Origin of the sequence: Paenibacillus anseongensis (genome assembly GCF_009757995.1) — a bacterium.
In the GTDB taxonomy this organism is placed as follows: domain Bacteria; phylum Bacillota; class Bacilli; order Paenibacillales; family NBRC-103111; genus Paenibacillus_E; species Paenibacillus_E chondroitinus.
Genome location: NZ_WSEM01000034.1, coordinates 376196 through 394573, shown reverse-complemented (window position 1 = coordinate 394573; position 18378 = coordinate 376196). Strand labels below are relative to the sequence as shown.

At 42.6% G+C, this 18378-nt stretch carries 15 protein-coding genes, 1 pseudogene and 1 riboswitch; of the genes and pseudogenes, 13 read left to right on the top strand and 3 right to left on the bottom strand.

The features are described from left to right. Nucleotides 1-7 precede the first annotated feature (7 nt). From GON05_RS32760 to GON05_RS32750, 3 genes and pseudogenes are all read left to right on the top strand, one after another. Nucleotides 8-130 (top strand): annotated as a pseudogene (locus GON05_RS32760) (aldo/keto reductase); the annotation flags it as partial. 300 nt (nt 131-430) lie between these two features. Further along, on the top strand, nt 431-1624 hold the full coding sequence (locus tag GON05_RS32755) for a sugar efflux transporter (RefSeq protein WP_157325401.1): 1194 nt from the start codon (nt 431-433) through the stop codon (nt 1622-1624). Between the two features lie 39 nt (nt 1625-1663). Then, nucleotides 1664-1996, top strand: a complete 333-nt coding sequence (locus tag GON05_RS32750; RefSeq protein WP_157325399.1) for a hypothetical protein — start codon at nt 1664-1666, stop codon at nt 1994-1996. A 323-nt stretch (nt 1997-2319) separates the two neighbouring features. Here GON05_RS32750 and GON05_RS32745 read toward each other — a convergent pair whose 3' ends face one another. After that, the gene (locus GON05_RS32745) at nt 2320-2952 is read right to left on the bottom strand and encodes a restriction endonuclease (RefSeq protein ID WP_157325397.1); all 633 of its coding nucleotides are present in this window, start codon (nt 2950-2952) and stop codon (nt 2320-2322) included. 73 nt (nt 2953-3025) lie between these two features. Between GON05_RS32745 and GON05_RS32740 the strand changes: the two genes are divergently transcribed. The 3 genes from GON05_RS32740 to GON05_RS32730 all read left to right on the top strand — a co-directional run bounded on the left by GON05_RS32740 (nt 3026) and on the right by GON05_RS32730 (nt 5677). Continuing rightward, complete coding sequence (locus GON05_RS32740) at nt 3026-3259, top strand: hypothetical protein (RefSeq protein ID WP_157325395.1); 234 nt, start codon at nt 3026-3028, stop codon at nt 3257-3259. Between the two features lie 559 nt (nt 3260-3818). Further along, nucleotides 3819-4634, top strand: coding sequence for a HEAT repeat domain-containing protein (locus GON05_RS32735; protein WP_157325393.1), 816 nt, complete (start codon nt 3819-3821; stop codon nt 4632-4634). A 38-nt stretch (nt 4635-4672) separates the two neighbouring features. Then, nucleotides 4673-5677, top strand: coding sequence for a hypothetical protein (locus GON05_RS32730; protein ID WP_157325391.1), 1005 nt, complete (start codon nt 4673-4675; stop codon nt 5675-5677). Nucleotides 5678-6110: 433 nt separating this feature from the next. Here the strand turns inward: GON05_RS32730 and GON05_RS32725 are convergent, their stop codons facing one another. Next, nucleotides 6111-10646 carry an Ig-like domain-containing protein gene (locus tag GON05_RS32725; RefSeq protein WP_181646315.1) on the bottom strand — a complete coding sequence of 1512 codons (4536 nt, stop codon included), beginning with the start codon at nt 10644-10646 and terminating at the stop codon, nt 6111-6113. Between the two features lie 28 nt (nt 10647-10674). Next, nucleotides 10675-12564: an S-layer homology domain-containing protein gene (locus GON05_RS32720; protein WP_181646314.1), complete on the bottom strand. Its 1890-nt coding sequence runs from the start codon at nt 12562-12564 to the stop codon at nt 10675-10677. Between the two features lie 500 nt (nt 12565-13064). Here GON05_RS32720 and GON05_RS32715 point away from each other — a divergent pair, with 500 nt between their 5' ends. The 7 genes from GON05_RS32715 to GON05_RS32685 all read left to right on the top strand — a co-directional run bounded on the left by GON05_RS32715 (nt 13065) and on the right by GON05_RS32685 (nt 17906). Then, entirely contained in the window at nt 13065-13490 is a 426-nt protein-coding gene (locus tag GON05_RS32715) for a DMT family transporter (RefSeq protein WP_157325385.1), read from the top strand. 20 nt (nt 13491-13510) lie between these two features. Continuing rightward, on the top strand, nt 13511-14209 hold the full coding sequence (locus GON05_RS32710) for a Crp/Fnr family transcriptional regulator (RefSeq protein ID WP_157325383.1): 699 nt from the start codon (nt 13511-13513) through the stop codon (nt 14207-14209). A 24-nt stretch (nt 14210-14233) separates the two neighbouring features. Beyond that, nucleotides 14234-14704: a DMT family transporter gene (locus tag GON05_RS32705; protein ID WP_157325381.1), complete on the top strand. Its 471-nt coding sequence runs from the start codon at nt 14234-14236 to the stop codon at nt 14702-14704. 18 nt (nt 14705-14722) lie between these two features. Continuing rightward, the gene (locus GON05_RS32700) at nt 14723-15424 is read left to right on the top strand and encodes a YjjG family noncanonical pyrimidine nucleotidase (RefSeq protein WP_157325379.1); all 702 of its coding nucleotides are present in this window, start codon (nt 14723-14725) and stop codon (nt 15422-15424) included. 65 nt (nt 15425-15489) lie between these two features. After that, a complete protein-coding gene (locus tag GON05_RS32695) occupies nt 15490-16302 on the top strand; it encodes an AraC family transcriptional regulator (protein ID WP_157325377.1) in 813 nt (270 codons plus the stop codon). Nucleotides 16303-16384: 82 nt separating this feature from the next. Then, complete coding sequence (locus GON05_RS32690) at nt 16385-17344, top strand: proline dehydrogenase family protein (RefSeq protein WP_157325375.1); 960 nt, start codon at nt 16385-16387, stop codon at nt 17342-17344. Nucleotides 17345-17447: 103 nt separating this feature from the next. Beyond that, nucleotides 17448-17906 carry a DinB family protein gene (locus GON05_RS32685; protein WP_309491804.1) on the top strand — a complete coding sequence of 153 codons (459 nt, stop codon included), beginning with the start codon at nt 17448-17450 and terminating at the stop codon, nt 17904-17906. 229 nt (nt 17907-18135) lie between these two features. Continuing rightward, nucleotides 18136-18341: riboswitch (cobalamin riboswitch) on the top strand. Nucleotides 18342-18378: the final 37 nt, after the last annotated feature.

The window sequence follows — 18378 nt, the reverse complement described above, 5'->3', positions numbered from 1 at the left end:
AAATGAAATGGAATATGTGAAACTCGGAAATACCGGCATGGACGTTTCAAGGTTATGTATCGGTTGTATGAGTTTTCGCGTTGCGGAGCGATGGAGTCATCCGTGGGTACTTCACGAGGAACGGAGCCGAAATCGCGTATCGCTGGAGAAGCTCCCGCATCTTTTCGAACAGTTTTACCGCGGGGATGAGTCAAGAAACAGCAATAAAATGACCTGGCGGTGATCCGCCAGGTTTTCTTTATAATCTTGTAACTCACCAAGAGAGGAATAGACAATGATTCGAGACGAATGGGATATCTGTCTATTTCTCATTTGCTGCATAATAAGAATAAGGTTAACCAGGGCATTCAAATTGGAAAGGGACAAAAAGTCCGAAGATCGTTATTCGGCAGGTTTATACGGTGATCATATTGTTTTAAGGAGGCAAAAGTTGTTTACACGATTAAAGAAATTATTTGCGATCAAGGGATATAGTTTGTTTGTAATTTGTGTTCTATTGGTAGGTACTGGTATTTCTATTTCACTGCCGTATTTAGCTCTTTATTGTACTGATAAATTAGGAATGAGTTCAGGGGCCTTTGGCATTTTCACGGCAGTGAGTTCGTTAAGCGGTGTGGTGGTCAACTCTTTTATTGGTAAACACTCGGATCGCAAGATGGACCGGAGATTTATTATTATTTTAGCTACGGTTTCTTCTGCATTGGGCTATATTTCATATTTAGTGTTCGATAACTTCATAATCTTGCTTATCATCGTTAGCTTTTTTAGTGGTTTAGGGGCTGCTGCAATGCCACAAATTTACGCATACGCTCAGGAGTCAGCAAATGAAAGCAACTCCGATGATAAGACATTTGCGATGTCCACTTTACGTTCACTTGTATCTCTCGGTTTCCTGGTAGGTCCCCTAATCGGAACAATAATCTTGGGAACTGTTGGCTATAAGGGACTCTTTCTGGGGACTTCCGCTATCTTTCTTACAATAGCATTTCTTGTGTTTATATTTCTGCCTAAAAAAGGGGCCTTTCAAAAAAAGAGATTGAGTACGGGCACAACTAAACTCAAACGCGGTCAGATTTATTATCCGTTAATTGCCTTCATCTTTTTATTTGCGGTTAATGCTATTAACGGGATTGTTACGCCGTTATTTATTGTCAACGAGCTTCATGGTACGTATTCCGATGTTGGAATGGTTGTTAGTATTTGTGCTGGATTGGAGATCCCCATCATGTTCATGTTAGGCGCTTTAGGCAGAAAGTTATCTAACCGTTCTTTGATGATCAGCGCATGTTTGATTGCTATACTCTATAACATTATTTTAAGTTTATCTACCCACTCCTGGCAACTGATAGCAGCACAGCTCTTGCAGGCGGCATTTGTGGCTATTGTTATGGGCAATGGATTAAGCTATTTTACGGAACTGCTTCCAAACTCACCAGGGCTATCTACATCGATTTATTACAACGGGTCCATTATTGGAAGGTTAGTAGGAAATTTAGCTGGAGGTATCATTGCTCAATTTGCTGGGTTTCGTGAAGTTTATTGGGCGAGTATGGTAATTGTTATTGTCTCGTTCTTTATCTTATGGAGCATGAGACCACATAAGGATGTTGAGGTAGCTACTTGAAGATTATGAAAAGGGATTTAGATTAAAGGGGGGATTATGATGAATTTAGCCATTCAAAAAGAAAAGGAAGACCCTCAATTAGTGGAAGGAATTAAAGATTTATTGAAAGAAAGCTATCCTATTTCTGAGGATGATATGATCTTAATCATGAATAAGGCAAGTGATAATTCGGAAAAATATTTAGTCGAGTATTTTGCGTTTGTAGAACCCATCCAGGCTATTTGTGACGGAATCAGAATTATCTTAGAAAATCATCTAAAACAAGTAGAGCTGGAAGAAGAAATGGACTTGAAAATGGTTAATGAGGCCGCGGTATGGCATGCGTTTGAATGTATAAGAAGGTATTTTAAAAGTCAGGCAAACCTATTTTAAAACATAAATTGAATGCGAGACTTTTTATAAGGCAGAAGTAGAATATATTAAAAGTAATATATTAATCGTTAATAAAGCGATTAATGTGTTGTTTCTTGCTCAATAGTTTTCAGTGAATATTTATGCATATTAGAAAAAAACAGAAAAATTTTTTCTAATGAATTCTGTAACAAACCCTCATTTTTACCGCAGGGTAACTAAAATTCTAATCAATTCTGAAACAACAAAAACGGAGCACCATGGGTTTGCGGGCTCCGTTTTTTAGTTAATTATGGAATATCACATTTTTTTTTATATTTTATTTGGTTGTTTGTATCTCAAATTCATGCCTGTTTCAAATCATGATTAATGTCAGTAGTATCGTTATTAGAACGATCCAGTTCATGTACTTGTTTTTGCATATAGAGCGACCAATAATGAACAAGTTGAAGCCCATCAACCAATTCCACACCGACTTCTTTTGCATACTTATGTGCGTTTGAAGTAAATCCACTTGTTGTGAGTACAATGCCACCCTTAGCATTTTGTTTGATAATTTGAGAATGGATAATGGCAATGGGATCAAAAGAGACATCCTCTTTATAGCATTTTACTTGAACAAGAAAGAGACCGTTACTCCGTTGATGTTCGATGTCTACCCCATAATCCCCCGAACCCTGCGTAACATACGTTGTCCCCCCGTATATTCCCTCTAGAATATCGGCTACAAAATATTCGAATTCGTAAGGAGTATTTTTTATAAAGTTACTTGAGAAACTTTGATTGCCCTGTACCTCTTCATTCTTAAAACGATAATACAATCCCATAGCTAATGTTTTATACATCTGGTCATTCGTATCCAATAATTTGGTAGTTAGTGAACCAAGAGATTCAAGTTCCCGTTCTTTCAAATTGTACTTGAACAGCCCAACACCTAAGAGGATAATTGTAACAACAGCGAAAAAAATCATCATCATATATTCCCCACTTTTTCTTATCAGTTATTTCCATTTGCGAGTTGCATTAGTCATTTTGTAGGAGGTAAAAAGTTTGAAAGGACTATCTCAGACAAGCCAAGACAGGATTGATAATATTTACAAATCCCATATAGGATGGGAGTTGCATTCAAGTGAAAAAGAAAAACTATTAACGATGATTAGATTGCTCGGGAATTCAGCAGAGATTGCTGCCGTTCCATATTTAATCCCCTTGTTGTTAGAGAGTAATGCTGATTTGAGAAGCACAGCTGTGATTGCTCTGGAGTCTTTTATTGAGGAATTGTAGGTTAGAGGATTTGATTTGGTTGGATGAAAATATAAGAAGCCTCTCGTCTTATTTACCTAGTTCTAGACTAGTAGCATGGTACAAAATAAAGACTAGTGATTTCAAGAAGGTGGACCGAGTACTTGTTTATCTATGCAGTTTGCATCCTAGCGGGTATATTCGGGAAAAAGCGGTTGAGGAGCTTTCGCAAATAAAAGATGGACAAGAGCTCCTCTATTTATTGATCAGATTAAATGATTGGGTTGGCCCTGTCAGAGCACAGTCGCGATTGGCTGTTGATGAGCGTATTAATTCTGAATATGCTTCCAAGTTTATAAATAACCTCCCGCTTGTGATTCGGCTTAGAAGCCGTAACCGAGTTAGTCATCATCACATCGTTGAATCAGTGTTTGGGCTACTTAACCTAGAAGAATCTTTCCAAGCTGTAATGAATGGACTAGAATCAAGTACTTTTATAACAAAACGAATGTGTTATTAAATAGCCTTGGGATATCAAAACTCGCAGCGACCGCTCGTTCTTAATAAAGCTCTGAAACAATCGGAATCGATCATTAGAGTAATGGCTTGCAGAGTCATTTGTGACAGTAAGTTATTATTTCCAAGTTATTTCAAGCGCTTAATCAATGATCGATATGCACCTATCAGGAGAATTACATTAACCACCTTAGCAGAAATAAATTACATAGACGCCATTCGTGAACTAAGGAACTCCCTTGTTGATCCTCATATTTCTGTTAGGGAAGTGTCAAGATTTTATCTCAATTCAGTAACAGAGATTGATTATGCGAACCATTACTTGGATTATTTATGGAGCGAGAATACGAAGAGTCTGGCTACTGCTTTAATTGCTTTGGGTGAAGTAGGAGGTCCTGAACATGTGGAAATTCTAGCAGAGTATACGAATCAAGCAGATATAAAAATAAAGCGAGCAGCTCTAAGGGGATTATCTTTATTAAACTTCGAGCAGTTTCTTGAGCTTTTTTATATTGCACTACAAAGTGATAACAATGGTTTATCAGTTGAAGGATATCGAGGATTACGTAAGAAAGCACACCTAATTGATTCCAACCGTTTGTTAAATATGCTTCTTAAATCACCTGAAATACATGTCGCCAAATATGTCGTACGATTGTTCGCGGTTATAAATAAATGGGATCAATTGCGTTGTTTATTAAATGCTCTTGAGATAATGAGAGACTCTAATATTAGAGTCGAAATTAAAGCTCAACTAAGAAAGTGGATCTCCTCCTTTAATCGTAGTGTTCAAGCAAAACCGGATGCTTTTAAAGTTGAGGAAGTGAATAAGATGCTAGATCGACTTGCTCAAGATTTAGGAGAAAAAGAAGTCAAAAAATTAAAGTTTTTGATACGTTGAGTGTTCCGAGTGAGATCATACAAAAGGAGGGACTACCTATGGGGCAACGAGCTAACTTAGTTATTGTAAAGCAAGATGGTTACGATCTTTATTACAATCATTGGTGTGCAAATACGCTACCTAGTGATCTGTTTTGGGGTCCAGAACATGCAATTTCATTTATTGAAGCTCAAAAGAAAGTTGAACAGTCAGATTGGTTAAACGATATATGGGCTGAGGGCGGAGCTGTCATAGACGAAGCGAAGAAACTGCTTTTATTTTATGGTGGTGAAGAGGAGCAATCTAATATTCCATATAGAAGGCTATTCTTAGAATTAATGCAGAGGGTTTGGGGAGATTGGGAAATACAATGGGCTCATGAAGGTATTGTTGATCTTGCAGAATATGTTGGCGTCTCGAGAGATAAGGTTCTTTCTGGTAAAGACGATGATTTAGCTAATATAAATTTAAGTCCTCCAGGTGCTCTGGATTGGATTGATACTTTTGCTAGCATAAAATTTGAAGATGAAGAAACACTAATTTTCCCACTAGACGGGGGGATCGAAGGATATTTGCTTCATGGACCGGAGTTGTTGCAAAACTGTAATAAATCTTTTGGTTATAAACAATTTCACATGGAAGAATGGGTTTCAGACTTTCCAACTTCCGGATTTCATATAGACATAAAAAATAAGCAGATCGAAATATGGTATGCAGATTTATTTTCAAATATCGTTCAACGACTTCAAGAGAAATGGGAGGATTGGAAGGTAATCGACCACTTAGATAGTTATGAAGCACAAACTGAAATTTTAAAAGGTAGACTGCAGTTTCAAGCTGAAGATAGTAGTATAATGCTGTCGGAAATTAAAGCATCGCTCCTGCGGTCACCTACAAATCCGCTAGATACCATTTCTTCGTTAATCACAAGGTTACAAAAAGATGGTAAAGAAGTAAAAGTCAGCCCCTATGCCTATATGCATGAGAATTACAGCATGCCAAACACTATCCGTGAAGATATCATTCGATACGCTTTTTCTATGTTCGAGAACAATGAAAAATGAAGTAAAATATGTAATACAAACCGCTAAATTTGCAACGCTGAGTCTCAAATTCAAACCAAATATGAAACAACAAAAACGGAGCGCCGCGGGTTTGCGGGCTCCGTTTTCTAATTAATTATGGAATATCACATTTTTTTTGTGGTGTCATAAAAACTGAGAAAATATTTCATGTTTTTGAGAGAAAATTTTCGACATTGATTTGTACTCTGGATAATAATTTATCGCTGATACTTGAAGCGGAGCTTGTCATAAAGACGGTATCCTGGTTTTTACGTTCCCTGATGTACTGAGCTTTACTATACACATTTTCCTTGTTTGCACATAAAAATAAACGGCATAGGGCTTACCCCATGCCGTTTCAGACTCCACTTCTATTTCCAGTCCTTACTCTAAACGAAACTTAATGACATCGGGCTGCGGCCATGTCATTTTGTTAGTTTGTATGTTGTCCCATATATTGAAAAGTGCCTTTTGGATAAGTCGTCCATTGAAAAGGATGATAGAAGCTGACGCCGCCGAGCATACCTGTTTTGCGAACGAGTGTACCGCCAGCCGGTAAAAAGGGTTTATCCGTAGTCGCGGTCGGATCGCCGAGGACATCAACAATTTTGTTAGTTGAATCCCTGATCGTATAAGCGGAAACGCTGGATTTCGTTGGATCGTATGCATTGAATTCTTCGTTATAATACCAAATTGGCATAACGTCCATTGCATCGTAAAAGATGTTGTTAATCGCAATGTGAAGCATATTTCTATCATAATCTGATCTAAGGTCATACTGCTTAACAGACTGCGTAGTATTTGTAGCCTTTACGTATTTATTCAACCAAACAGAGTAACCCCCATACCCGCTTCCAGCAGTAGGAACGGCAATCTGAAAGGCAATACGGCCATCGCCAGCATCCACGAAATCAGTGAAGAAGGGGGCAACATTGAACTCCACTGTTTTAAACGCCCAATCTGTCGGGGAGCTAATCGCAGGGTTAATCCGACCAATGCTGTCTTGGAATGCACCGGCATCTACAGTTACATAATATTCGGTTTTATCGACAAGCGGGACGTGTTTGATGGTGACTGTGCTTCCATTAACAGTAACTTTAGAAGCATTCCCTGCATCGATTGTTTCGATTAGCGCGTTATCGGATTTCTTATAGATCTGGATGTTTTTGCCTCCGACAGCTGTAACCGATGCTTCAAGCGTCAAGGTCAATTCTCCGTTAGGATCGGCTTCCGTCGAATTCGTTGCAGGCGAAAGCGTAGGAGCCGCCATATTGCTAATTGTTTTAAAAGCCCAAATACTGTTCGTTTGAATGCCTGCGAAAGGGTTTGAATCTGAATCTATAAATGCGCCTTCTTCAATGGTAACGTAGTAATCCGTATTTACGCTTAAGTCTGCATGTTGAACAGTTACGTTCATTCCGCTAATGGTAACTTTCGAAGAGTCGCCTGCATTAATGGTTGCAGCAATGGTGTTATCGCTCTTTTTGAGGATAGCTATGTTCTTGCCTGCGACGGCAGTAACTGCTTTGCTGAACGTCATCGTCAAATTGTCGGATTTGCCAATACCCGTTTGACCGTTTATTGGGCTCACTGAGATGATTTCGGGCTCAACAATAGCAGTAATCGTCAATTCTTGCGATTTGATGTCTCTGCCCGAAACAAGAGCATTCCCTTTAATTGTCACTCCAAAGTTTGTAATGTCGGTATCAAAGTCGGTTCCGTCATAATCCAAGCTCAGATAAGCCTCGTTCTCACCTACCCAGTCAGCGCTAAGGATTGACAGCCCTGCGGGAGCATTATGCAACGTAATGTCGGCACTCGATAAAAGAGAGATCGTTTGATCTTTGAATGTATCTCCAGAGAGTACCAGGTCAAGGATGGCACCGCCTGTTGATTTCATGACATCTTCTTTAAAGTCTTCAAAATTTGTGACACTAAATGTACGCGTGTCCGGTGACCAGAAGCTCCAATTTAGCGAGCCGTCTAGTCCTGTGAATTTATTTCCAGACAGATCGGTTATAGCATTTGGATCAATAGAGATGTAATAGTTCGTGAAATCGTCAAGTCCAGGGTTTTTTATCGTGATTGTTTTTCCGGAAATGGTGATATAGTTCGTATCTGTACTTGCATAGCTTGCGATTGGTGCGCTTGTATCAGTCGATTTGAACAGATTAATATTTCCTGTGTCTGCTTGTATGTTTTCGTTAAAAGTAATGGTGAAGGCGTCTGATTTACTAACTTCTGTTGCATGATTCGATGGGAGTGAAGCAGACACAACAGGAGGGGTCGTATCCGGCGTTGTGAAGCTCCAATTCGACGAACCTGACATGCCAGCAAACGCGTTATCTGATAAGTCGGCAAACGCGCCGTTTTCAATGTCAATATAGTAGCCTGTTTCATCCGCTAGCCCTGGGTTCACGAACGTGACTCTCGCACCGCTTATGGTTACTTTAGCTGTATCATTCGAAGCATATTTCGCAACTTCGGAGTTATCACTTATTTTGCGGATTGTTACAAATTTGCCATTACCTGCTTTCACGGCTTCGTCAAAAGTAACGGATATTGCCGAGTTTGGATCAACTTGAGTTGCCAGATTAGCTGGTGTGACTGTTGTTGCTGTCGGCGGCGTCAAATCCGGCGTTGCAAAGTGCCAGGCTGATGTTTCATCCAAGCCAGCAAACCGATTCTCAGCTTCATCCTTGAAGGCGCCTGTTTCTATTGTGATGTAATAGCTAACGTTTTCTTCAAGATTTAGATCTTTTAAAGTCACAATGTTGCTGGAAATGCTGACATGCGAAGCATCATTGGTTTGGACTACTTGAAAGAGTTGCTGGTCGGCAGCCTTCCAAATTTTTATTTCTTTATTGCTTTCAAGCGTAATAGACTCGCTAAATGTCATTGTTAGATCGGCATCCACAGTCGCCGTTTTACCGTTCGTAACAGGGCTAGTTGCCGTCAACGTTGGCGCAATCGTATCCAATGTGGTGAACGCCCAAGTGGGTACGTCTGCGCTTTTTAAAACATTACCTACGCTGTCTTCGAAGGCCCCATCTGGAACTTCGATAAAGAAAGAAGCATCTGTAGCGAGCCCAGGGTTTTTAATGAGGACTTCAGCTCCGGAAATCGTAACTTTTGAAGTATCATCAACGTCAATCGCCGCTACTTCATTATGCGTAGCTGCGTTCTTAATCGATAGCTGTTTTCCTGTAACTGCTTTTACATTTTCATTGAAGGTAAGCTTGAAGTCGTCGCTCACCGACACATTTTTTGCTCCATTCAAAGGAGTTAAAATGCTTATTACAGGTGGTGTAATATCCGGCACATAGAACGCCCATTCCGAATCCGAAGAAACACCTTCGAAGACGTTATCGGATAAATCTGTGAAGGCGCCGCTTTCGACGAGTACATAATAATTCTCCGATTCTGGTAGATCGGCATGCTTGATCAGTACAGTTGAACCGCTAATCGTTACATGCGCAGTGTCATCTGCTGCAATCACAGCAAGGGGTTGAGTATTACCTGTTTTGTAGATTGTGATATTTTTGCCGGAAGCGGCTTTGACTGCTTCATTGAAAGTCATTTGCAAATCAGAGTTTTTCAGGCCATCATTCGCCTGATTAGCGGGAACCCTCGAAGAGAGCGTAGGTGCGGTCGTATCCGGTGTTGTAAAATGCCATGTCGAGGAACCGTTGAAGCCCTCAAATGCATTATTTGCCGTATCCAATACAGCGGTTGAATCCACTTCAATATAGTATTCTGTGACATCTGCCAGACCGGGATTCTTCAACGTAACTTTATCCCCGTTAAACGTAACAGTCGTTGTATCACTAGCTAGGTAGTTTGTAACAACCGAGTTATCCGATTTTTTACGAAGGTGAATGGAACCGGCGCCTGCTTTTACAGCTTCATTAAAGTCCAGAATGAAATCCGACGTCATAGCAGATTTGCTCATGCTACCCAGTGGTTGAAGGGATTCATCCAGAACAGGCGGTGTTGTATCCGGGACCGGAGTGGCCGTATTAAACAAAGTTGGCTGACCGATTAGGGTGCCAGATTGAGCTTTAGGCGTTATCTCAACAAAAAGGAACTGTCCGACATCTTCTGCTCCGATAGTGTATTGATTCGCAGTCGCAGAGGAGATGGCTGATTTATCCGTACCGTCTACATTCTTGCCACGATACCATTGATAGGAAAGTAAAGCCATTGCATCGCCTTCAACATCTTGGTATTGCGCATTTGCTTGCAAAGTTTCGTTGATTTTAAGCTGTCCTTGTATGGCAGCTTGAGCAACGGTCGGCGCATCATTAACTTCTTTTAAGTTCACGATGTATGTACTTGCAACTGCGCCGCTTTTACCGACGTAATTGCTAAGCAAAGCCGTCGCATCTTCTTTGGTGAGCTTGCCGTCGCGATTGATATCCAGTCGGTTAATTTCTTCGGGATCTGTGATCGGAGGCGTAGTATTGACTAGTTTGGTAATATATAACGCATCAGCAGAGGTTACATTGCCATCTCCGTTTGTATCCCCAATGCGAGTCAATGAAACTTGTATCGTGTCAATGACAGCGTTACGACCGCTTTTTTCAGCTTTCAGCGTAATGAGTGCAGTGCCTCCGCTAATGGCAGTAATAGTCAAGGATTGGCCGCTGATGGCTGCGGATGCAACGGCTGTACTTTGAGATGTGGCTGTGAGTGTCATCCCATTTTCATTTGCCCAATTTGTATGCGCACTGATATCCAGTGAGAGGGTATCTCCGGTCACGGTTGGATTTATGAGAATTGATTTGCTGTCGGTTGGAATCCAATTGATATCTTTATTGCCGACAGATGCTGCAATTGTAGCTGTATTGGCAGCGTGAGCAGGAAGTGCTGCAACGATAGGGCTAAGTGCTAAGACAGAAGTCAAAGTTAAAGAGATATGCTTTCGATGTGGAAGGGGAAGTACACGTTCCCATAAGTTTTTCTTCATGGCAGTTCCTCCTGTTGTTCGTAGAAATCTAGTCATTTATGAGATGGGCTTTAATCAACAAACGTCGAACCATGGCAGCCGTCTGAGCGCGAGTGATATTCGCGTTCGGTGAGAGCTTGTTGTCCGCGCCTTCGGCAATTCCTTGACTCACAGACGCAGCAATGGCTTGACGAGCCCAAGGCTGAATCTCGTCTTGATCGGTGAAAGCAGCGAGAAGTGCATTAATCGCTTGAGCGTCCTTAATTACGTCCAATTGAACGAGAGCGAGCGCCTGTTCGAGCATTTTCATTGCTTCTGCTCGCGTAATGAGTCCATTTGGTTGAAAGGTACCATCTTCATAGCCGCTGACTAGTTTATAGGAAACCGCAGTCGTCACCTGAGGCTCGAACCAATCGGAGGAGGTCACGTCGCTGAAAGAGACAGCTTGAGCCTCTTTTGGCGAGTAGAGACCGAGTGCGCGAAGCAGAATGGTTGTGAATTCAGCCCGTGTAATGGCACGATCGGGGCTGAAGGCGTCCTTTGACGTACCTTGGACAATCAATCGTGAGGCCAGATCGCTTACATCGGTACGACTCCAGTGTGAAGTTACGTCTGTGAAGGTTTTTGGATTCCAGATCACGGAATATGTACTGTTTGTTAAGCTTTTGATATCGGCATAGTACTTATTGTCTTCCTTGTGAATTCGCGTCGGAACATGTGTCACAGTACCGTCATTATGCAATACAATACCAGTTGTCATTTTCGTTGGGTCTACGCCATCCGGTAGCGCTAAGGAACGTTCCACATAATTATTAAATTGGTGGACTTGAACCTGCTTATCACCAAAGGTCGCTTCAACTTCGAAATCGACAGGCGATGTTACATTGTTGAATTGCTCTGTTTGGGCGAGAAGCTTGAGCTCATCGGATTGCTTGGCAGAGCCGTCTGCGATTTTGACTCGAATTTTAATATCCTCCAGCGAAACATTGGAACCGATTTCATGTGAAATGTTATCGATTCGAATCTGAGCCGCAGGCAAGGTGTAGGTGGCGCGATCTGTCTGAATTTGAACAGAAGCGTCCTTACCTTCCATGGCTTTGACAAGCTTACCGTTTAATTCGCCGACGACTACTTGCGATGTGTTGTCGCGGAACGGCAGCATCAATGTTTTAACCGTATTATGTTCAAGTTGTTGAATGACTTTGTCGTTGTCGACCGTAATCGATGTCGTTACACGGCCGTTAATTGTGGTTGTAATGGCTGTTGCTGATTTTTCTTGCAGTTTACCATCTATATAGACCTTCACGTCAATCGTTGGAGCTGTGCCAGTGCCGGAATTAGAAGGGGGATCGCTTACATTAAATGAATTTTCGATTATCTGAGCTTCGGGCTTGAGTTGTTGGGGCTCCTTGTCAATAAAATGGCCGTCAGTGAACGAAAAGTTCTCTGTGCTCTTGGTATCAATAGCGAATGTCTTATTGCCGGTTGAAGCTTTTGTAGTTCCGGAGATATCAAAAAGTACTTGCTTACCCTTGATAGGATGCGGGTCCGTACTGCCAGTAGATGGATCGATCCAAATGACGCGAATCCAACCATTCTCATTATCGAAAGAAGCTTGGAAGCAGCCTTCTGTGTTCTCTGAACACGTTGTCAAATCAGAGCTCCCATATTTCGAGGTTATTGCATGAATTTGAAACGCTTTTGGATCAAAATCGATTTGCATGTTGTAGGAAGCAATTTCTCCATTAGTAGGCGTCGCTGTTACGGGGATTGTAAAGGCGCTGTTGGTTTCCGCACTTGCATTCCCAATAGTTAATTGCACCGTTGCTGCTTCAACTGGAGTAGCTAAAGCCCAAGCTGGAAATGCCGACACGCTCCCCACTGCCAGAAGAACAGCCATAGTTCCTTTCAAACGAATTTGTTGTAAATGTTTTTGCATCATCATACCTCCGTCTATCTATGTTGTTAAAAAGGGAATTCCTTTGCGTAAATTTACACACTTGTGCAATTAATTCCTTCAAATATCGACATAAGTCACTGGGAAATTGATGAAAAGTAGTCCTTTAGAACTAATTTTTCTTCTGGTAGATAGGCTTATAAGACCATGAAATCAACGTAAAACGGAGCATATGAAAGCATTTACGAGGAAAGTGAGTGAACTCAGAGCGAGTAAGACAACAAAAAAAGCGATTGGCAAGTTGCCGATCACTCCCTAATTCAGCTCGTCAATGCGCGCTTTGTTTTAGACTGTCCAGGGCAGATTCTTGGAATTTTTGATACAATTGTGAGACGATTGTTTGAAGCTCCTTGTTATCATCAAGATCTTTAAAATTGAAATCACGCGCAATGAATAGGTAGAAGCCAAGGACATATGTCCTTCCCAATAGGGGCGGTTTTATTTTTTAATGAAAGAAAAGAGCATTATTGGGGAGTGCGAACATGATTGGGATTTTATTTGCTTTTCTAGGCGGGGCCTTTATTACATTGCAGGGTGTGGCGAATGCCCGGATCAGCCAAGATATCGGCACCTGGCAGGCGGCGACGATCACCCAGTTTACCGGGTTCGCGGCGGCTTTGTTGATCTTGCTGTTTGTCCGAGATGGTAAATGGCAAAAGTTTAAACAAGTAAAGCCGATCTATTTGACGGGCGGCGCCTTCGCGGCTATCGTCATTTCCAGCAACGTCACGTCGATTCAACGCATCGGGGTTACTTTGACGATCGCTTTCGTGCTGATTGCCCAGTTGGGCTTGACCTTTCTCGTCGATCGGAACGGATGGTTCGGGGTGGCCAAGACGAAGATGGGGCTGCCGCAATACATTGGCATCGCGATGATGATCACCGGCGTGGCGATCCTGCGGTTCTAAATTAGGAGTGAAGCTGAGTCATGAAAGAGTTAAAAGACGGCGAGCATCTGCACCAATATTTGCGCATGTATCAACTCGAGTCCGTTTTTCCGGAGTCGCTTCTGCTGCATTTGACGGTTTACAGCTTTGATCAAGGGGAACACATCTGTTCCCAGGGTGATCCGGCTTTGTACCTATATGTGCTTGTCAAAGGGAAAATTAAAATCTTTACCACCTCGGCGGATGGAAAAGCGCTTATTCTTTCTTTCAAAACGCCGCTTGAATTGATCGGGGATATCGAATATATCCGCGGGCGTGACATCATCAATACGGTCGAGGCCGTAACGCCTGTTCATATGATCGGTGTCCACCATCGTTGGTTGAAAAAGTACGGAAGCGACCATGCGCCGCTGCTGCAATTTATGCTGGATATCATCACGCAAAAATTTTATGTGAAATCCAACTCACTCAGTTTCAATCTACTGCATCCGGTGGAAGTGCGATTGGCCGGTTATTTGCTGGCCGTCTCCTTCGACGAATCCGATGCACAATTCAAGGGGCAGATTCGCACAACAAGCTTGAATGACGTGGCGAACTTAATCGGAACGAGCTATAGGCATTTGAATCGCGTCATTGCTCAGCTCTGTGCGGAGGGTTTGCTGGAGCGCACGCAAAGTCTTATTCTTATTAAAAACAAGGAAAGGCTGCGCCGGCTGGCGGGTCATAATATTTATGAATAATCGGCAAAAGGAAGAGGAGAAATCATGGCTATAGGATTTTTATTGGCGCTGCTGGCGGGATCTCTGGTTGGCTTGCAGAATATTTTCAACAGCAAGGTGAATGAACGGGCAGGAACTTGGGCAACGACTACATTGGTATTAGGATTGGGATTTCTGGCTTCCATGACAATCGGGCTCCTTTTCGAAGGGAAGCAGCTGTTTGCGTTGCAGACCATGCAGACTTGGTACTGGTTCAGCGGTTTGATAGGCGTTGGGGTGGTTGTGTGCATGGTGCAGGGGATCAAGCGGCTTGGCCCCACGTATGCCATCTCGATCGTTCTCACCTCGCAGCTTGCGTTTGCGCTGTTATGGGATACGCTCGGTTGGTTAGGGCTGACGCCAGTTCCTTTTACATTCAAGCAGTTGATCGGCGTGCTCGTCATTGTCGGCGGCATTCTTGTGTTTAAACTAGGCGGTGATCGGGAAGATCGGCAAGCGGCAGCTAAGACAATTTAGAACATTGGAGCGATCATTTTGAAAACATACCGGACTTTATTATTTGACGTTGACGATACGTTGTTGGACTTTGGCGCGGCTGAAAAGGCTGCGCTTCGTTTGCTGTTCGAGCGGCAAAACATGCCCTTAACCGATGAAATCGAGGCGCATTACAAAAAGGTGAATTTGGGACTCTGGAAGTCCTTTGAGGAAGGGACATTAAGCCGCGACGAGGTCGTGAACACCCGTTTTTCGAAGCTGTTTAAGGAATACGGGCAAGAGGTGGACGGCGTCTTGTTTGAAAAGAACTACCGCGCCTATTTGGAAGAGGGGCATCAGCTCATTGAAGGGGCGCTCGAGTTGATCACGGATCTACAGCATAAATATGATTTGTATGTCGTGACGAACGGCGTTTCCAAGACGCAATATAAGCGTTTGCTGGCTTCGGGATTGCATCCGATTTTTAAAAACATATTTGTTTCGGAAGACACTGGCTACCAGAAGCCGATGAAGGAGTTTTTCGATTACGTGATTGCGCGGATTCTCGATTTTGAAGCGGAACATGCGTTGATCATCGGCGACTCTTTAACCGCGGATATTAAAGGCGGGCAGTTGGCCGGTCTGGACACCTGTTGGTTTAACCCTGCGGGGCAGACTAACGACACCGGCATCGTTCCGACGTATGAGATACGGAAGCTTAATGAGCTTTATGGGATTTTATCGCGAGCCAGAGAGTGTTAACGGTTGACTCTATGAAGTCCGCGGGTTAATATACTATCTCTTGAATGAAGAGGTGATCAATATATATGCCGAATGTCATCTTTTACCGCGACCAAGCACTTCCGTTTCTTGAAGCAAAACTATGCCGGAAGAGTGATTTCGCCTATCAGAAGCATTTTCATGAGGAGTATTCCATAGGATTGATCGATACGGGGGAGACCTATGCGTGGTGTGACGGGACCATGCACCGGGTGGAGGAAGGCCGTATGATCAGCTTTCCTCCTATGATGCTTCATGCCTGCCATCCGAAAGAGGGGGCCAATTGGAGCTACAAGATGCTGTTTATCAAGCAGGATTGGCTTCAGGGGCTGAAGCGGCAGGAGCTTGACCGGCTTCATATTCCTTTTCTACTGGAAGAGGGGAAGAACAAGGCTTGCCGGATTCACATCAACCGGACAATGAAATCCTTAACGGGAGCAGGTACTCCGCTAGAAATTGAAATTTCGCTCATCGAGCTCATCCAGACTGTAGTGAGCCGGAATGATTCCGACCTCGCGCATAAGCGCAGCAATAACAGACAAGATCGTAAATACGTTAATTTGATAAAAGAATACCTGTATGAATATTATACAGAAAAGATCACTTTGGACGATCTGGAAAGGATTGCGGATATAAGTAAGTTCCATCTGATTCGGTTGTTTAAGCAATCAAGCCATATGCCTCCCCATGCTTATCAGAACCTGCTTCGGATTAATCATGCCAAGATAGAGCTTACGAAGAACCTGCGGCCAATTGCTGATATTGCGGTAGAAGCGGGATTTTATGACCAAAGCCATTTCTCGAGAACGTTCAGCAAGATTGTAGGAGTTACCCCGCAAAAGTACGCAATATCTAAGTAGCTGAAGAGCAATTTTTTACAATACCATCACTCCTTTATCTCCTACAATAAACACAATTCGGAAAAAGGGAGTGGCATGCCGTATGAATGAACATTTGAAATTGGAGCAGCAATTAACAACAGCTTTAAAATCTATTGCGCGTCGCAGGGATTTGAAAGATTACGTGGAGCAGAACCCGCAAGTAAACCGGATTTTACGTCAAGCAGCGTTAAGGTATATCGCCGGGGATAGCCTTCAGGAGGGATTGGAAACCGGAGAAAAGATATGGAGAAAAGGCTATTCTCTTTCTATTGAATATATTGGTGAGAATACCTCTGATGCCATACAATGCGAACAGGCCGTGGCTGAGATGATAGCTCTTATTCAGGGATTGAAGCAGTCTGGGGTTCCGGGCCGGGTGTCGTTCGATTTATCGCATATCGGATTAATGATAAGTCCTTCTCTTGCTTACTCCAACTTGATGGAAATGGCAAAACAAGCCGAAGGTACGAATATTGAATTGTTTATCAGCATGGAGGAGTCGGGAAAAACCGAAGGTATCTTATCCGTTTATAAGCGGGCAGCAACTGAATGCTCCAGTATTGGCATTACCTTGCAAGCGCATCTTACGAGAACACCAGAGGATTTGGCAGCGTTAACGTCACCTGGCCGGATCCGCATAGTAAAAGGGGCTTATCAGGAGTCGGTGTATCTATCGATTGTACGATCGCCTGAACTGAATGAGCGTTATTTGGAGTTAGTCGAAGCTGCAATCCGGCAAGGCCATCAAGTATCTATTGCTACTCATGACGACGTTATCATAAATGCCGTATTAGAGAGAGGCTGGTTAACAAACTCTCAAGCCGAGCTTGAAATGTTGTACGGGATCCGCCCGGATCTCGCTAACAGAATTCGCAGTGAGGGCAATCCTATAAGGATCTATGTTCCATACGGTCATGAATGGTACTTGTATCTATGTCACCGGATTGCGGAGTATCCCCCTAATCTGTATCAAGCTGTCATCGATATAGTAAGCGGGAAAGGAGTGGACAACAACTACTAACTAAAATGAGAATGTGTTCGTTATAGCATTCTTCACGTCCGCTAAGAATGAAGCACAATGGAGACGTACGACATTTTGCTATAATGCGTATACCAAGATTGGAGTGAAAACTATTAAACCAACACTAGAAAGCCTAAACCATTGGATTACCGAATTACCGTCAAAAATAGATGCTTTATCCGAACTCGCTCTTTCTGAGCGAACGCAGCCTAACAAATGGTCAATAAAAGAAATATTAGGACACTTGTCTGACTCTGCTCTCAACAATTTGCACCGATTCGTTAGTGCTCAATATGAAGTTCAGCCTTACACGGCGGTTAAGTACGCCCAAAATCATTGGGTAGAACTTATGGATTATCAGAACCTTCCAATTGAACATATCTTAAACTTATGGTTAAGTCTGAATAAGCAGATAGCTACTGTTATTGCGAAAATTCCCGAAGATAAGCTACAGAATTCATGTGATTTGGGCGAAGAACGGATTGTAACATTAGAGTGGATTATTAAAGACTATGTTGACCATTTGGAGCACCATCTCAAGCAAATATTTCGCATTCTTTAAATCCAAACTCAGAACGATAGTTAAATTAACCGTCCTTTCAAAGGGCGGTATTCTTTTGGGGTAAAAACCAGCATTAAGGTTTAACATAGCTTAAAATTGCTGGCAGATCCCATTCCGAAGCAGTTTGAGTTTATGAATAACCAAACATTTAGTTACATATATTTTTGTTCTATCAACCTATGAATCTACTGGACAAATAAATGATTAAACGCTAGTATGGGCAGTACAACTATATAATTGCAAATAAGGTGCACAATCGATAACAGAGTCGAAAGTGCTTAAAAGGGAAGTCAGGTGCAACACCTGCGCGGTCCCGCCACTGTAAATGCGGAGTTGCTTTTCTATCAGGCCACTGTCCCCACTTGAGGGGATGGGAAGGCGAAAAGTTTACGAGGATGCATGAGCCAGGATACCTGCCTATTTTGCTTGTCGCACTGTTTCTCCGGGGGGTGAGAAATTAGTTAGCATTCCT

Bases quoted from the DNA above. Each gene is read 5' to 3' on its own strand.
- GON05_RS32750 (WP_157325399.1), top strand. From the start codon at position 1,664: ATGAATTTAGCCATTCAAAAAGAAAAGGAAGACCCTCAATTAGTGGAA.
- GON05_RS32745 (WP_157325397.1), bottom strand. From the start codon at position 2,952: ATGATGATGATTTTTTTCGCTGTTGTTACAATTATCCTCTTAGGTGTT.
- GON05_RS32735 (WP_157325393.1), top strand. From the start codon at position 3,819: ATGGCTTGCAGAGTCATTTGTGACAGTAAGTTATTATTTCCAAGTTAT.
- GON05_RS32730 (WP_157325391.1), top strand. From the start codon at position 4,673: ATGGGGCAACGAGCTAACTTAGTTATTGTAAAGCAAGATGGTTACGAT.
- GON05_RS32725 (WP_181646315.1), bottom strand. From the start codon at position 10,646: ATGAAGAAAAACTTATGGGAACGTGTACTTCCCCTTCCACATCGAAAG.
- GON05_RS32720 (WP_181646314.1), bottom strand. From the start codon at position 12,564: ATGCAAAAACATTTACAACAAATTCGTTTGAAAGGAACTATGGCTGTT.
- GON05_RS32715 (WP_157325385.1), top strand. From the start codon at position 13,065: ATGATTGGGATTTTATTTGCTTTTCTAGGCGGGGCCTTTATTACATTG.
- GON05_RS32710 (WP_157325383.1), top strand. From the start codon at position 13,511: ATGAAAGAGTTAAAAGACGGCGAGCATCTGCACCAATATTTGCGCATG.
- GON05_RS32705 (WP_157325381.1), top strand. From the start codon at position 14,234: ATGGCTATAGGATTTTTATTGGCGCTGCTGGCGGGATCTCTGGTTGGC.
- GON05_RS32695 (WP_157325377.1), top strand. From the start codon at position 15,490: ATGCCGAATGTCATCTTTTACCGCGACCAAGCACTTCCGTTTCTTGAA.
- GON05_RS32690 (WP_157325375.1), top strand. From the start codon at position 16,385: ATGAATGAACATTTGAAATTGGAGCAGCAATTAACAACAGCTTTAAAA.